General features: G+C 67.0%; 16 protein-coding genes. 11 read left to right on the top strand and 5 right to left on the bottom strand.

Annotated features, from left to right (window positions below; all coding sequences use genetic code 11):
* Window positions 1–11: 11 nt before the first annotated feature.
* From NO362_RS08675 to trxA, 6 genes are all read left to right on the top strand, one after another.
* Window positions 12–254, top strand: coding sequence for a DUF8145 family protein (locus NO362_RS08675; protein WP_256544913.1), 243 nt, complete (start codon window positions 12–14; stop codon window positions 252–254).
* Window positions 255–447: 193 nt separating this feature from the next.
* Entirely contained in the window at window positions 448–1,980 is a 1,533-nt protein-coding gene (glpK, locus tag NO362_RS08670; RefSeq protein ID WP_256544912.1) for a glycerol kinase GlpK, read from the top strand.
* Between the two features lie 6 nt (window positions 1,981–1,986).
* Complete coding sequence (locus NO362_RS08665) at window positions 1,987–3,060, top strand: DUF7973 family transport facilitator (RefSeq protein ID WP_256544911.1); 1,074 nt, start codon at window positions 1,987–1,989, stop codon at window positions 3,058–3,060.
* 130 nt (window positions 3,061–3,190) lie between these two features.
* The gene (locus NO362_RS08660) at window positions 3,191–3,565 is read left to right on the top strand and encodes a helix-turn-helix domain-containing protein (protein WP_121568394.1); all 375 of its coding nucleotides are present in this window, start codon (window positions 3,191–3,193) and stop codon (window positions 3,563–3,565) included.
* Complete coding sequence (locus NO362_RS08655) at window positions 3,565–3,858, top strand: DUF7521 family protein (protein WP_256288386.1); 294 nt, start codon at window positions 3,565–3,567, stop codon at window positions 3,856–3,858. The genes NO362_RS08660 and NO362_RS08655 overlap by 1 nt, the downstream gene beginning before the upstream one ends.
* Before the next feature lie 81 nt (window positions 3,859–3,939).
* The gene (gene trxA / locus NO362_RS08650) at window positions 3,940–4,377 is read left to right on the top strand and encodes a thioredoxin (RefSeq protein ID WP_256288385.1); all 438 of its coding nucleotides are present in this window, start codon (window positions 3,940–3,942) and stop codon (window positions 4,375–4,377) included.
* A gap of 171 nt (window positions 4,378–4,548) precedes the next feature.
* On the opposite strand, the gene NO362_RS08645 is transcribed toward trxA, so the two are convergent.
* On the bottom strand, window positions 4,549–4,731 hold the full coding sequence (locus NO362_RS08645) for a hypothetical protein (protein WP_256544910.1): 183 nt from the start codon (window positions 4,729–4,731) through the stop codon (window positions 4,549–4,551).
* Between NO362_RS08645 and NO362_RS08640 the strand changes: the two genes are divergently transcribed.
* Both NO362_RS08640 and NO362_RS08635 read left to right on the top strand, forming a co-directional pair.
* Window positions 4,716–5,684 carry a ribose 1,5-bisphosphate isomerase gene (locus NO362_RS08640; protein WP_256544909.1) on the top strand — a complete coding sequence of 323 codons (969 nt, stop codon included), beginning with the start codon at window positions 4,716–4,718 and terminating at the stop codon, window positions 5,682–5,684. The genes NO362_RS08645 and NO362_RS08640 overlap by 16 nt on opposite strands.
* A 61-nt stretch (window positions 5,685–5,745) precedes the next feature.
* Window positions 5,746–6,339, top strand: a complete 594-nt coding sequence (locus tag NO362_RS08635; RefSeq protein ID WP_256544908.1) for a DUF2238 domain-containing protein — start codon at window positions 5,746–5,748, stop codon at window positions 6,337–6,339.
* 28 nt (window positions 6,340–6,367) lie between these two features.
* On the opposite strand, the gene rbcL is transcribed toward NO362_RS08635, so the two are convergent.
* The 4 genes from rbcL to ribH form a co-directional block, all read right to left on the bottom strand.
* Window positions 6,368–7,627 carry a type III ribulose-bisphosphate carboxylase gene (gene rbcL / locus NO362_RS08630; RefSeq protein ID WP_256544907.1) on the bottom strand — a complete coding sequence of 420 codons (1,260 nt, stop codon included), beginning with the start codon at window positions 7,625–7,627 and terminating at the stop codon, window positions 6,368–6,370.
* A 120-nt stretch (window positions 7,628–7,747) separates the two neighbouring features.
* Window positions 7,748–9,790 (bottom strand): DEAD/DEAH box helicase, encoded by a 2,043-nt coding sequence (locus NO362_RS08625; protein ID WP_256544905.1) that lies wholly within the window; start codon window positions 9,788–9,790, stop codon window positions 7,748–7,750.
* 103 nt (window positions 9,791–9,893) lie between these two features.
* The gene (locus NO362_RS08620) at window positions 9,894–11,042 is read right to left on the bottom strand and encodes a pyridoxal phosphate-dependent aminotransferase (protein ID WP_256544904.1); all 1,149 of its coding nucleotides are present in this window, start codon (window positions 11,040–11,042) and stop codon (window positions 9,894–9,896) included.
* Entirely contained in the window at window positions 11,039–11,443 is a 405-nt protein-coding gene (gene ribH, locus NO362_RS08615; RefSeq protein WP_256544903.1) for a 6,7-dimethyl-8-ribityllumazine synthase, read from the bottom strand. The genes NO362_RS08620 and ribH overlap by 4 nt, the downstream gene beginning before the upstream one ends.
* Before the next feature lie 113 nt (window positions 11,444–11,556).
* On the opposite strand from ribH, the gene NO362_RS08610 reads away from it, so the two are divergent.
* The 3 genes from NO362_RS08610 to purE all read left to right on the top strand — a co-directional run bounded on the left by NO362_RS08610 (window position 11,557) and on the right by purE (window position 15,365).
* Complete coding sequence (locus tag NO362_RS08610) at window positions 11,557–13,446, top strand: flippase activity-associated protein Agl23 (protein WP_256544902.1); 1,890 nt, start codon at window positions 11,557–11,559, stop codon at window positions 13,444–13,446.
* A gap of 68 nt (window positions 13,447–13,514) precedes the next feature.
* Complete coding sequence (locus NO362_RS08605) at window positions 13,515–14,684, top strand: 5-(carboxyamino)imidazole ribonucleotide synthase (RefSeq protein ID WP_256544901.1); 1,170 nt, start codon at window positions 13,515–13,517, stop codon at window positions 14,682–14,684.
* 30 nt (window positions 14,685–14,714) lie between these two features.
* The gene (purE, locus tag NO362_RS08600) at window positions 14,715–15,365 is read left to right on the top strand and encodes a 5-(carboxyamino)imidazole ribonucleotide mutase (RefSeq protein WP_256544900.1); all 651 of its coding nucleotides are present in this window, start codon (window positions 14,715–14,717) and stop codon (window positions 15,363–15,365) included.
* Window positions 15,366–15,495: the final 130 nt, after the last annotated feature.

Raw genomic sequence — 15,495 nt, 5'->3', positions numbered from 1 at the left:
CTGCCGGGGCCGTGCACGTTCCAGACGACGCCCCCGCGCGCTGTCCGGTGTGTGAGGTCGAGTACGATTCGGTGTCGGAACACGACGCCGGCCTCCTGGTGAACCTCCTCGACAACCAACGGTACCGGCGGGTCTGTTTCGATCCGGTTCTCGTCGATGGCGAAGCCCGTGTTCGGTTTTATCATCACACACACGAACAGACAGCGCCTACCGACACCCGGGGGACGACGCCGGTCGACGGCCACCTCGAATAGCAAGGGCCTCGAAATTACGACCTCGGATATACAACACAGTTAATTATATTATATTTAATAGCCTTGAGTCGTACAAACATTCAGATTAAACAGTAATAACATAGTTTGTAAGTAAAATTTATTACTCAGTGCCGTGTTCTTCTTTCTCAGACCGGGGGCAGACGCAGAACGCGTTCCGTCCCGAGAGCACACAATGGCAGACACGTATATCGGTTCGATCGACCAGGGAACGACAGGAACGCGATTTATTATCTTCGACCACGACGGGAACGTGGTCGCCAACGCCTACGAGAAACACGAACAACACTACCCGAACCCCGGATGGGTCGAACACGACCCAATGGAAATCTGGGAGAACACGCAGGACGTCGTCGTCCGCGCGATCGAGGAGGCAGGCATCGAGGCGACGCAACTGGAGGCACTCGGCATCACGAACCAACGGGAGACGACGGTGGTCTGGGACGCCAACAGCGGTCGACCGGTCTGTAACGCGTTAGTTTGGCAGGACCGCCGGACGACCGAGCGGATCGAGGAGTTGGAGGCGGCCGAAAAGATCGAGTGGATCAGAGAGAAGACGGGCCTCGAAGCCGACGCGTACTTTTCGGCGACCAAGACCGAGTGGATCCTCGACAACGCCGACCCGCTGAAGATGCAGCACTCGCGCAGTGACGACCTCCGCGAGCGCGCCGAGGCAGGCGAGCTGATGATGGGGACGATCGACACCTGGCTCATCTACAACCTCACCGGCAACCACATCACGGACGTCACGAACGCCTCGCGAACGATGCTGTACAACATCTGGGATATGGAGTGGGACGAGGACCTCCTCGCGGAGTTCGACGTACCTGCCGCGATGCTCCCGGAAGTCCGTCCGTCGTCTGACGAACGCCTGTATGGACACACGAACCCGGACGGGTTCTTGGATGCATCCGTTCCCGTGGCTGCCGCACTGGGTGACCAACAGGCCGCGCTGTTCGGGCAGACCTGTTTCGACGAAGGGGACGCGAAGAACACCTACGGCACCGGCTCGTTCTACCTGATGAACACTGGGACGGAGGCTGTCAAGTCCGATCACGGCCTCCTGACGACGGTCGGGTTCCAGCTCTCCGGCGAACCCGTTCAGTATGCCCTCGAGGGCTCGATCTTCATCACGGGGGCCGCGATCGAGTGGCTCGAAGACGTCGACCTGATCAACAACGCGGCACAGACCGCAGAGCTCGCTCGATCGGTCGATTCGACGGACGGCGTGTACCTCGTGCCGGCGTTCACAGGTCTCGGGGCTCCACACTGGGACGGCCGAGCCCGCGGGACCATCGTCGGAATGACGCGGGGGACGCGTCGGGAGCACCTCGTCCGTGCGACGCTGGAATCGATCACGTACCAGACCCGTGACGTCGCCGAAGCGATGGAGGCCGACTCGGGCATCGAGACCAAATCGCTCCGGGTCGACGGCGGCGCGGTGAAGAACACGTTCCTCTGTCAGTTGCAGTCGGACGTCCTCCAGACCGAAATCGTCCGCCCCGAAGTCGACGAGACGACTGCGCTGGGTTCGGCGTACGCTGCCGGGCTTGCGGTCGGCTACTGGGACACCAAAGAAGAACTCAGAGCGAACTGGCAGATCGACCGCGAGTTCACACCGCAAGAGGACCCCGAGACGATCGACCAGCGGTACGAGCGCTGGGGCGAGGCCGTGCAGCGCTCACTGGACTGGGCCCGGGACGAGTGAGGAGCGATGACGGATTTCCTCCTTCAGATACCGGTCTTGGGGCTGGAGTTCGACCGGCTCGTGGTGTTACTGATCGCGGCCTTCGCGGGGGGCGCGTTCGGTGCGGCGATCGGTGCCCTGCCGGCGTTCATCTTCACTGGCTTCGTCGTCTTCCTCGGGGAGGGACTCGCCATCCTGCAGCGCGAAGTCTCGGGGCTGGACCTCGTCCCCCAGGGTGAGCTGGCGACGGGCGTGACCGGCGTCATCGGGTTCGGAGCGGTGACTGGTCCGCACATCAGCTTCGCGGGTGGCGTCGCTGCGGCGGCGTATGCGGCAAAGCGGTATCCCGAGATGGAACCGGACGGCTGGGCCTATCACTTCGGAAAGAACATCGGATTCGCGCTCGGCCCGAAATCGGACATCTTGGCTGTCGGGGGCCTCTTCGGTGTCCTCGGGCTCTTGGTGACGCGACTCGTGGGTGGCCTCGGTCTCCCGACGGACGGAATTGCGGTATCGGTCTTCGTGACGGCCATCGTCGCGCGCGTCGCCTTCGGGTACTCGATCCTCGGCCAGGTCGGCGGCACGGGTCTGTTCGATATGTCGCCCTTCGAACGGGAAGAACCACGTGTTGCACCCGACGGGGGGACGATCGAGAGCCGTTTGGCGACGGAGCCGTGGCTTCCACACCAGTACGAGTGGAGCGGCGTTGCTGCACTCGGCGTGGTCGCCGGGGTCCTCAGCGGGTACATCTGGCTCGAAACCGGGAGCGTGTTTATGGGCTATGCGATCTCCGCGATCAGCCTGCTGTTCCTCAACCTCGGCGTCGATCGGATTCCCGTCACGCACCATATGACGCTTCTTGGGTCCGTCGGGGCGATTCTCGTGATGCCCGCACTCGGGAGCGAACCGGCGGCGTTGCTCGCTGCGGGCGCGCTCGGTGGGATCACCGGAGTCGTCGCGGAAGTGAGCCAGCGGGTGTTCTACTCCCACGGCGAAACGCACGTCGACCCGCCGGCGATTTCGATCGCCGTCGTGATGCTGGCCGTGGGCGTCCTGTATCTCCTCGGGCTGCTTCCCAACGCCGGCTACCTCGGCCTGTAGCTACTATCGAAACCGTCGGTTTCGGCGCTGCTTTTTCACGTTTGCGGCCGAAGCCGCGCCCGCCGTCGTGCGTGTTGCCGCCGTCGCGGATCCCAGGGCATTAATAACGTCGCTTGCCGAGGGTTCGATAATGGCGCGCGAGCCGTCCGCAGAGGAGCCAGCGGACCTTCAGTCAGTACTCGATGCGCTCGACGACGTTGACGCCAGAGCCATCATCAAGGCGCTGGACGAACCGCGGACGGCGAGTGAACTCTCCGAGGACTGTGACATTCCGCTGTCGACGACGTATCGAAAGCTCGACTTACTGACGGAGGCGGAACTCCTCGAAGAGGGCACCGAGATACGGTCGGACGGACACCACACGACCACGTACGCCGTCGCGTTCGACGAGGTCCGCATCGCTCTCACGGAGTCACGAGAACTCGACGTCCAGATCGCCTACTCCGAGCAGGGCCCCGAAGAACGACTCGCGGATATCTGGACCGCAGTACGGGAGGAAACATAATGGCACACACGACCGCATCGACAAGCATCGCAACGGGAATCGTCGTCGTGAAGACGGGCATCCTCATCCTCGGCGGGCTCATCACGTACTTTTCGCTGAAGGCCTACCGAAAGACGGGCGCGCGACCGCTCCGCGCGTTCTCGCTCGGATTCGGAGTCATCACCCTCGGTTCGCTGCTGGGTGGGACCTTCGACTTCATCCTCGGCGTCGACCTCGCGACCGGCATCCTCATCGACGCGACGTTGACGTTCGTCGGCTTTGCCGTCATCACGTATTCGTTGTACGCCGACTGACCGTCGGACGCTGAGTGACGCGGTGTGTATTGTCTTTCGCTTGCAAAACTGTTTTATTTTAGGCCTCCCTACGGAAGGTCGATGAGCGAGTCACAAGGAACAGACGACGAACTCGACGAGATCCGCGCCCAGAAGCGCGAAGAACTGGCCTCGAAAGTAAACGACGACGAGCCGGCTGAAGACGACGAGAGCGCGACGGTCCCGTCCGAGCCGGTCCACGTACACGGGTCCTCGGAGCTTCAGGACGCTGTCTCGAAGTACGACGTCGTCCTCGTCGACTTCTACGCGGACTGGTGCGGACCGTGCAAGATGCTCGAACCGACGGTCAAATCGCTGGCACAGTCCACAGACGCCGCTGTCGCGAAGGTCGACATCGACCAGAACCAACAGCTCGCACAGCAGTATCAGGTCCGAGGCGTCCCCACGCTGATGCTGTTCAGCGACGGCGAGGCCGTCGAACAGGTCGTCGGCGTCCGCGACGAGTCGACGCTCCGGTCGCTGATCGAGCAGTACCAGTAAGGACTAGTCGCGCCCGGTAGCGCTCCCCTAACCCCCGATCCCCGACCCCTAACTCCCGATCCCCAACCACCGTAGTCTCCCCCCGTCATTTCCGCTCGCCCCGAACGACGCTGCGGCGAGGCCCACGTCGCCGACGTTGCCGGCCCTGGCACCCCGCCGGTGAGTCGACGGTCAGGCGCTCCCACCCCCCGTTCCCAGGCCCCACCGCAACGCGAGTACGCCGTTGTCAGAGCAGGCTCGCACGCGATCGGCGACGCCGTCGACACCGGCCATCGCGTCGTCGGTGAGAGTGCTGGGGTCGGGAGCGCGCTTTTCACGCGCCCCTGCGAAGAGCCTGTATGAGCGATCCCGCACCAGATGTCGAGGTCGCGGAGGCGGTCCACCGGACGGCCGAGGACATCGGCTCGATGGAGATCCGCGGTGCGGCCACGATCGCTGCCGCCGCCGCCGAAGCACTCGGCGCGCAGGCAGACGCGAGCGACGCGGACTCGCCGGCAGCGTTCCGCGCCGAACTCCGCGCGGCCGCTCGAATCCTCTACGACACCCGGCCGACGGCGGTGAGCCTCCCGAACGCCCTCCGGTACGTCTTTCGCGACGTGGACGGGCGAACGGTCGAGGATCTCCGCGAGAGCGTTCACACGAGCGTCGCCGAGTTCTGCGACCGCCTGGACACGGCCCAGAGCGACCTCGGTCGAATGGGGGCGAACCGCCTCCGCGACGGCGACACGGTTATGACGCACTGTCACTCCACGGACGTCCTCGCCTGTGTCGAGACCGCGGTCGAACAGGGCAAGTCGCTGTCGGCGTACGTCAAGGAGACGCGGCCGCGGAACCAGGGCCACATCACGGCGGAGGCACTCTCCGAGATGGGCGTCGACGTGACGCTCATCGTCGACTCCGCGGCACGCCGCTACCTCAACGACGTCGATCACGTCCTCGTCGGCGCAGACAGCATCGCGGCCGACGGCTCCGTCATCAACAAGATCGGGACGAGCGGGCTCGCCGTCAACGCCCGCGACCGGGGAACACCAATCGTCTGTGCGGCTCAGACGATCAAACTGCACCCCGACACGCTCACCGGCCACACCGTCGACATCGAGATGCGGGCCGAAGAGGAAGTCGTCGACGAGGAGACGGCCGCCGACATCGGCGATCCGACGGTGCTGAATCCGGCCTTCGACGTGACGCCGCCGCGGTACGTCGACGCGATCGTGACCGAGCGCGGGCAGTACCCACCCGAGAGCATCGTCACGCTGATGCGCGACCTGTTCGGCGAGAGCACTAGCGACCCCTGGGCGGAACCGTAACGCTACCGCACCGCCACCAACCACAGAAGAGTTTTACCGGCGCACCGGCCATCTCGCGTCGATGGCGACTCCCCCGCATCTCTCTCCAAAGCTCGTCGTCGGAGTCGGTTCCGTGGCCCTCGCGCTCGTCGCGGCGTGGGCGACGATGGCGACGTCGGGCTACCCCACGAATCACGCCCTCCGATCGTGGCCGGCCGTCCTGGTCGGACGCCTGCGACGAGAACTCCCCCGCGGCGATCACCTGACCGCCGCGTGGGCTGCGATCGCGATCTGGTCGGTCCTCGTTTCGGGGCTGCACTTCGGCGGCATCTATTACAACGTCTACACGGTACTGCCGTGGTGGGACCTGCTCACGCACGCGATGGGTGGACTCGGCGTCGCCGCGCTGCTCGGCGCCACCTTCCGCGGACCGACGCTCCGCTCGCCGTTCTGGGTCGTCCCCGCCGTCCTCGCGATCGGAGCCGGATTCGAGGTCTACGAGTTCGTCTTCAAGACGTTCTGGCACCACTGGACGCTCGGCTTCTACGTGGTCGATACGATCATCGACCTCGTCGTAAACACGAGCGGCGCCGGTCTGTTCGCGGTCGCCGCGACGCTGTATCGTCGTCGCAGCGCGGTCGACGAGCGCGGATCGGTCGGCGCGCGGTCGGATTGAACGCGTTTCTCGGCTCGGACGCGGGTGACTATCGCGGCGTCTCGGTGCCCCACTTGTCGATCGCCGTCCGGAGCGCGGGGCTCTCGTCGGCTTTCGACTCCAGCGAGCGGTCCTCGGCGTAGGCGTCGACGGCCGCGCGGAGCGCCTTCGCGCCCTCGTGGGTGCCGTCGGGATGACCGTGGATGCCGCCGCCGGCCTGCACGCAGACGTTCGTCCCCGTCGCGTCCAGCAGATCCGGGACCAGTCCGGGGTGGAGGCCGCCCGAGGCGACCGGCAACACGTCGTTGAGGCCGTAGAGATCGTCGCGGAGCCACGCGTTGATGCCGACGGTGTCCTCGTTCGCGAGTTTCCCGAGGCCGGCGGTGCCGGTGTGGAGCTGGTCGACGCCGACGAGGCGAGCGATCTGTGCGAGGACGCGCATCGAGACGCCGTGGTTCGGCAGGCGGTCGAACGCGGCGTGCATCGCCCGGTGGGCGTGGATCGCGAGTCCGAGTTCCTCACAGCGCTCGCGCACTGACTGGACGGCCGCCCAGCCGGTGGTGATCACGTCGACCATCACGTACTCACAGCCCTCCGCGGCGACCTGGTCGACGCGTTCGAGCATCTCGTTGGTGTCGGCGGTGACGTTGATGAGGTAGGACTTCTTCTCGCCGGTTTCGTCTTCGGCGCGGTCCCGCTGGGCGAGACTCTCGACGAGGCGGTCGTGGAAGGGATTGAACGCCTGGTCGGTGAGGTTCTCGTCGTCTTTCAGGAGGTCGACGCCGCCCGTCCACGCCTCGTAGCCGACCTCGGCGTGCTTCTCCGTCGAGAGCCCGACCTTCGGCTTGGGGACCGTCGCGAGGATCGGCCGGTCGTCGACGCCGAAGATATCCTGGCGCACTGACGAGCCGAACTGCGGTCCCGCAAACGACGTCGCGAGGCCTTCGGGCCACTCGCAGTCGAGGAGGCGGATCGTCTCGACCGCCTTCATCCCCATAATGTTGCCCGCGATGCACGAGAGGATCTGCGGCATACTCCCGGGCTCGAAGAGCCCCTCGGGGTAGGCCACTTTGATCTCGGCGTCGCCGTCGCCAGTCTCGATGTCGAACGCGGTCGCGCCCATATCGGTGAAGCCCTCGCCCGTCGGGAGCGCGGCCCACGTTCCGTTGGAGGACTCCGAGGCGACGCGGGAGGCGGCGTCTTCGACGGACATCCCCTCGGCGGGGTCGATCCGGAACGTACAGACCAGATCCGCGTCGGCGGGGTCGTACGACAGGTCGATGAAATCCTCGTAGGTGATTCCAGCCATAGGGGACCGATTCACGCCCTGGACTGATAAATTTCGTCGCCGAATCGCGTACGGGCAGGCGAATCCAGCGGACTGCGTGGGGTTCACTGTCTGGACTCCGAGCCGACCACCCGGCCCTCGTTACGGTCGGCTTCGGTCGGGGTTCTCGGCGTCGTCTCCGGACTCTCCGAGCTCGTGTCGCACGCGCTCGAAGACGTCGACATCCGCTTCGAGCGTCCGCGCCACGGCGTCGGCGGCCCCGAGGAGCCACGTCGCGCGTTCGACGTGGGACTCGACGTCGCCCGGTCCGATCCGGTACCGCTCGACGAGCGTCTCGATCGTCGCGCCTTCGCTCCACTCCAAGAGGATACGCGCCAGTTTGACCGCACAGAGCCACGCCTCGAAGTCGTCGGCCTCGTCGGGCGCGGTCGTGAACTCCGCGGCGTGCCGCGTCGCGTACCGATAGATGTCGGCGCGTTCGCGGTTCCCGAGGTACGTCCCGCGCATATCCGGCGTCGCGCAGACGGCCCCGAGCGCGGTTTTGGCGGTAACGTCGGCGGCGGCCATCGACTCGATCGCCCGCACGGCCGCGACGAGTCGCGCGCCGGTCTCGGGGCGGACGTACTGGCGCGACACCGTCGCACCGAGGTCGGTCGCAGCGAGGGCGTCGCCGTCGCGCTCGCTGGGTGGGCTGGCATCCGCGGCGCCGACGTCGAGTAGGTCCATCGCGGCCAACTCGTCGGCGACGTCGTCGAGAAGGCCGGAGAGGTCGACGTCGGGCGACTGGTGCGCGAAGAACGTCGCATCGAGTAAGTCGAGCACGCCGGGCTTCGAGTCGGCGAACCCCGAGGCGACCACCGAGAGGACGTGGGTGCGGAGCGCCTCGCGCGCGGTCAGTTGGGACTCGACCGCTTCGGGGCCGGCGTCGACGTAGCGGTCCCAGAGCCGGTCCGCCGTGCGCTCGTCGCCGACGAGGACCGCTTCACCGTACGGATCCAGGTGCGGGCGGCCGGCGCGGCCGCACATCTGGTGGACTTCGAGGACCGGCAGCGGACTCATCTCCTCGCCGGTGTAGCGTTCGAGGTCGCGGACGACGACGCGGCGCGCGGGGACGTTCACGCCCGCCGCCAGCGTCGGCGTCGCACAGATCACGCCGAGCGTCCGATCTCGGAACGCGGACTCGACAAGCGCGCGGTGCTCGCTCACGAGCCCCGCGTGGTGGAATCCCACGCCGGATTCGACCGCCGCAGCCAGTCGCCGGCCCGTCTCGGTGGCGCCGCTGTCGCGGATGTCGTCCGCGAGGTCCGCTGCCGACGTAGCTCCCGACGCGGCACCGTCCAACGTCGTCTGGGCTGATCCGGGCGCGACGAGGTCTTCCTGCGCCAATCGCGTCGCGAGCGCCTCCGCTTCCCGGCGTGAGCGAACGAACGCGAGACACTGGCCGCCGTCGTCGATCGCGTCGGCGACGAGTGCCGCCGTCACTTCGGTGTCGTGATCGTCGCGTTCGTCGTCGGCGTCGACGTCGACCGCGAGCGTGCTGTCGTCGTCGAAGGCGACCGAGCCGTCGGCGTAGACGCCCGTGCGGAGGGAGACGGGCCGCCACGTCGACTCGACGAGTTCGGCGTCGAGCCAGTCCGCCACGTCGTCGGGGTTGTCGATGGTCGCCGAGAGCGCGACGATCTGGACGCCCGGCGCGCGCCGCTGCAGCGTCGCGAGCGTCACTTCGAGCGTCGGGCCGCGGCGCGGGCGACCCAGGAGGTGGACCTCGTCGACGACGACGCAGGCGAGGTCTTCGACCCACGACGCGCCGTTGCGGATCGCGGAGTCGACCTTCTCGGCGGTCGCGACGACGATGTCCTCGTCGCCGAGTTCCTCGGCCGGCGAGTCGAAGTCGCCCGTGGAGATACCGACGCTGACGCCGGGGAGTTCCGCGAACGACTCGTACTTCTCGCGGGCGAGCGCGCGCAGCGGGACGACGTACAGCGCCGGACCGTCGGCGGTCAGCATCGCCAACTCCGCGATCAGCGTCTTTCCCGACGCCGTCGGAATCGCGGCGACCACGTTCGCGCCCTCGGTGATGCCGGCGTCGACAGCGGCGGCTTGCGGCGGGTACAGTTCGTCGATCCCCGAGTCGCGGTAGTGCCCGCGGACGGCCGCGGAGACGGGGAGATCCCGGACGTGCACGTCTACGAGTGGCGTCGGTATCGTATAAAAATTCGCGGGCGGAGCGAAGCGGCTACCCGCTCACAATACGCGTCGTGGTGGGCAGATTGCCAGCGTTCGCCGCTCAGATGTAGTCGTGCTCGGCGAGTCGCTCGACGGCCTCGCGGAGTCGCTCCTCGCTTGCGGCGTAGGAGATCCGGGCGTAGCCGGGCGAGCCGAACGCCGAGCCGGGGACGGTCGCCACGTGGGCGTCCTCGATCGCGCCGGCGCACCACTCTTGGTCGTCGTCGTCGACGGGCAGCATCATATAGAACGCGCCGTCGCCGATCGGGACGTCGACGCCGTGCTCCTCGAAGAGGCCGGCGAGCATATCACGACGCTCGCGGAAGGCGTCGCGCATCTCCACGACGGCCTCGTCGGTGTTCTCGATGGCTTCCAGTCCGGCGTGCTGGACGAAGTTGACCGCACACGACACCGAGTGCGAGTGCAGTTTCGCCGCCTGCGAGATGAGCGATTCGGGCGCGTGAACGTAGCCGAGCCGCCAGCCGGTCATCGAGTACGCCTTCGAGAAGCCGTTGATAGTAACCGTCCGGTCGCTCATTCCGTCGAGCGAGCCGAGGCTCGTGGGCTCGACACCGTAGGTGATCTCCTGGTAGATCTCGTCGGAGATGACGGTGACGTCGTGCTCGACCGCGAGGTCGCGGACGCCTTCGAGCGCCGCGTCGGAGTAGACCGCGCCGGTCGGGTTCGACGGGGAGTTGACGACGAGCAGTTCGGTGTCGTCGGAAACCGCTTCCGAGAGGTCGTCGAGCGCGGGTTCGAGCTGGAAGTCGTAGGGCGCGAGGTCGACGCGGCTGAGCGAGCCGCCCGAGAGCTTCGCCATCGCCTCGTAGGAGACCCACGCGGGGTCGAGGAGGACGACCTCGTCTCCGTCGTCGATGAGAGTCTGGAACGTCTCATAGAGCGCTTGCTTGCCGCCGGGCGTGACGATTACCTCCTCCGATACGGCGTCGATGCCGTCGTTCCGGAGTTTTTCGGCAATCGCCGCACGGAGGTCCGGGATGCCGTTCGAGGGCGTGTATCCGGTGTGTCCGGCGTCCATCGCGTCCTTGCCGGCCTCCACGATGTTCTCCGGCGTGGGGAAATCGGGTTCGCCGACCGAGAGGTCGACGACGTCGACGCCGTCTGCTTCCAGTTCGCTCGCCTTGTTGCTGATTGCCAGCGTCGCGCTCGGTTCGACCCGTTCGACGCGGGCTGCGAAGTCGAAACTCATACCAACGTCTCCACCATATCGACCGCGGCGTTTACCGCTTCCGCACCTTTGTCGACGCGCTCCCGCGCTTCGGCCCCGCTTTGGCCCGGACCAGAGACGCCGAACGTGACCGGCACGTCCCGATCGAGACTGACGTCAGTCAGCGACTGGGCTGCCGCGTCGGCGATCACCTGATCGTGGTCCGTGTCTCCCGTGACGATCGCGCCGACGACGGCCACCGCGTCGATGTCGTCACGCCGCGCGAGCCGATCGGCTGCCAGCGGCGAGTCGTACACTCCGGGAATCTGGAGCGTCTCCGCGATCGTCGCGTCCCGTTCGTCGGCCGCCTCGCGCGCGGCCGCCGCCATCTGTTCGGTGACCGAGGAGTTGAACTCGGTCACCACCAATCCCAGCGTTGTCATACTCTTTCGGATCCACGGTGGCGTCAAAGAGGTATCGGCACGGTCGCGCGCGGCGGTCCTCCAGAAAGCGGCAAACACAAGAGTTGTAACCGCGTGGGAATCAGGAAGTGACAATGAGTCCCGACGAGGTGTCGGGCGGGACCGCCGACGCGACGATCGGTGGAGAGCCGACGGGCGAGGCTCCCACGGACGTCTCCTCGCAGTCCCGCGCGGACCATCAGTTCGATCGCCGCCGCGCCCTCCTCGGTGTCGTCGGATTCACCGCCGTCGCGCTCGTCCTCCGTCTGGTCGCTCTCGGCGGCCGGATCTTCCACTGGGACGAGGGCCGCGTCGGCTACTGGATCCTCCGGTACCACGAGACGGGCGTCCACACGTACCGTCCCATCGTTCACGGCCCGTTCCTCCCGGTCGTCAACGACTGGCTGTTCGCCCTGCTGCCGGTCTCGGACTTCCTCGCGCGGTTTCCCGTCGCCGTCGTCGGCGGTCTGCTCCCGCTGGCCGCGTGGCTGTTCCGCGAGCGACTCCGGAACGTCGAACTCGTCGCGTTCGCCGCGCTGCTCGCGCTGAATCCGCTCGCCGTCTACTACTCGCGGTTTATGCGCAACGACGTCCTCGTGGCGGCGTTCGCCGTCTTCGCGCTCGGGTTCGTCGTCCGCGGGTTCGACACCGGGCGACTCCGCTATGCGTTCCCGGCGGCCGCGTCGCTCGGCCTCGCGTTCACGACGAAGGAGAACGCTATCCTCTACGTCCTCTGTTTCCTCGGAGCGGGGGCGCTGCTGGCGGATCACCGACTGCTCGCGGCGCGCGCACGAGAGGAATCCACCCGAGCGGTCTTCGCCCGCTGGCGAGCGGCGACGGTCGATCGGCTCCTCGCGCACGGACCGAACTCCCGAGCGTCGCTCGCCCGCGTTCTCGGTACGGCGGTCGTCGCCCTCGTCATCTTCTTCGGAGTCGTGCTGTTCTTCTACGCGCCGCGCCCGGATCTGTGGCAGGCGTTCGGGGATCCGGCGCGGATTCCGAGCGTCGCCGACGCCGGCACGGTCGGCGCGGCCGAGAAGTTCGTCGACACGTGGGCTTCGGGGAGCCACCAGGATCACGCGTACCTGCCGTTCCTCTACGATCTGGTCGAGACGCTCGTCTACGGGGCGCCGGCGCTGCTCGCGTTCGGCCTCCTCGGAATCGTCGTCGATCGGTACGGAATTCGTGGTGAGGGCCCACGCGAGTTCGTCACGTTCGCGACGTACTGGGCCGCCGCGTCGCTGTTCGGCTACCCGATCGCGACCGACATCCAGGCCCCGTGGGCGGCGATCCACGTCCTCGTCCCGCTCGCCGTCCCCGCTGCCGTCGGACTCGGATTCATCGTCGACTCCGCACGCGAGGCGCTCGCCGCTCGCGACGCCGTGAGTGTCGGCCTCGCAGCGCTCGTCGTGCTCGCGGCCTTCAGCGGTGCCGCCGCGGCCAACGCCGAGTACTTCAACTCCGCCTCCGAGGAGGACAAGAAAGTCCTCCAGTGGGCACAGCCCGAGAACTCGCTGAAGCCCACAATGGAGATCGTCGACGACGTTTCGGCCGCGAACGACGGCACTGACGTCCTGTTCGTCGGATCGCGACCGCCGGGTAACGACGGCGAGGTGTTCTACGTCCGCAACGAGTCCTCGCTCGCGACGGCGCCGCCGGGCGGCCCCGCGTGGCACGATCGCCTGCCGCTGCCGTGGTATCTGGAACGGTACGGCGCGAACGTCACGAGTTCGCCGCCCGACGCAGACGTCGCGACGACGCTCTCGGACGCCCCGCCGGTCGTCATCGCGAAGGGGTACGACCGCGACGAGGTCGCCACAGAACTACCCGGCTACACCGCCTTCGAGCACAAATTCCGACTCTGGAACGACGACGTCGTCGTGTTCATCGAAGACGAGTCGCTCCAGCGTGTCGCCCCGGAGCGCATCGAGGAGACGAGTGGGGACGGCGCGGACAACGCGGACAGCGTGGGCAGCGGCGAATAACCACGTCCGTGCACATATCGTCGTGAGATTCGGCAAGGTTTATTCAGTATCCTCCAGTACCGTCGCCCGTGAACGTCACCGTACCCGGCCCCACGCTCGGCGTCGTCGGCGGCGGCCAACTCGGACGGATGCTCGCCGAGGCGGCCGCCCCGCTCGGCGTCGATGTGATCGTCCTCGACCCGACGCCGGACTGCCCCGCAGCGCCGGTCGCCCGCGAACAGATCGTCGGTGACTTCGACGACCCCGAAGCGTTCCGCGAACTCGCCTCGCGCGTCGACGCGCTGACGTTCGAGATCGAACTCGCCGACGCGGCGTTACTCGACCGCGTCGCCGACGAGTTCGACCTCTCGGTTCACCCCGCACCGGAGACGCTGGAGACGATCGAGGACAAACTCGTCCAAAAGCGCGCGCTCGAAGACGCCGGCGTCCCGGTCCCGCCGTTCCGGCAGATCGACGACGCCGAGGACCTTCGCGCGGCGCTCGATGAGTTCGGCGCGGTGATGCTGAAAGCCCGCACCGGCGGCTACGACGGCCGCGGCAACGTCCCCGTCACCGACCCAGCAGACGCAGAAGAAGCGATGGACGCCGTCGGCGGCCCCGCGATGGCCGAGACGTTCGTCGACTTCGCGCGCGAACTCTCGGTCATCGCCGTCCAGGGCGACGACGAGGTCCGCACGTTCCCCGCGGGCGAGAACGTCCACGAGGAGGAGATCCTCCGGGAGACGATCCTCCCAGCCAGGACGACCGACGAGGTGCTCGAACGTGCCGAGGCAGTCGCCCGCGACGTCCTCGACACGCTCTCGGGGCGCGGCGTCTTCGGCATCGAACTGTTCGAGACCGAGGACGGAGAGATCCTCGTCAACGAGATCGCCCCGCGGCCGCACAACTCCGGGCACTGGACGATCGAGGGCGCGCGAACCTCCCAGTTCGAACAGCACGTCCGCGCCGTCCTGGGCTGGCCGCTCGGTTCGACCCGCCTGCGATGCCCGACCGTGATGGCGAACGTCCTCGGCACCGTCGAGGAGCCCCAGCCAGCGCGGCTCGGCAACGTCGAAGCCGTCCTGGGCGACGCCGACGCGTCGCTGCACTGGTACGGGAAAGACGAGGTGCGCCCGCTGCGGAAGATGGGCCACGTCACGCTGACCGGCGGGAGCGAACTCGATGCGGCCGCAGAATCGGACACTGACGAGCTCCTCGCGCACGCGAGAGACGTACGCGACGCGCTGACGTTCGAGTGACGAACTGACCACCGCAGAACCCGATCGACAATGACCGACTACACGCCCGACGACGACTCCGACGTGACCGTACAGGACCTGATCGACCGCCTTCACGAGGAGGCCGACGCCGACGCCGATCCCGCCACGACGCCCGACGTGGGGATCATTATGGGGTCGGATTCGGATCTCGACACGATGCGCGGCGCGCACGAGGCGCTCTCGGAACTCGGGTTCGCCGAGCAGACCGACTTCGGCGACGCGCCCGACGCGCGCTTCACCTACGAGACGTACGTCGTCTCCGCACACCGGACGCCCGAACTGATGTACGCCTACGGGGAGACGGCCGCCGACCGCGGTCTCGACGTCATCATCGCGGGCGCGGGCGGGAAGTCCGCCGACCTGCCGAATATGACCGCGTCCATCGCGTATCCGATCCCCGTCGTCGGCGTCCCCGTCCAAGAGAAGTCCGTCGACTCCGTCATCGGGATGCCGACCGGGGCGCCCATCGTCGCAGTCGACGCGGGCAAGTCCTTCAACGCCGCGCTGTCGGCCGCACAGATTCTCGCGCGCGAGCACGACGAACTCGTATCCCGGCTGGTCGAGTACCACGAGGGGCTCGTCGGGGCGGTCGCCCGCGACTCGCGGGACCTGCACGACCTCGGGGTCGAAGGCTACGTGGCGAGCCGCGACGAGTCCTAACGAAAGCCGATTTCCGAGCCGTTCTGCGATTCCGTCTGTCCAGCCCGATGTAACGTTCGTCGGGTCCGCAGCCAGCGAAGTTCAGTAGTAGCACCTCAGTCGAGGTATAAATCAACGCTTATGGGGGGGG

This window comes from Halobellus inordinatus (assembly GCF_024498335.1).
Classification (GTDB): Archaea; Halobacteriota; Halobacteria; order Halobacteriales; family Haloferacaceae; genus Haloquadratum; species Haloquadratum inordinatus.
The sequence above is the reverse complement of the archived record's forward strand: the minus strand, read 5'-3'. Positions and strand labels throughout refer to the sequence as shown.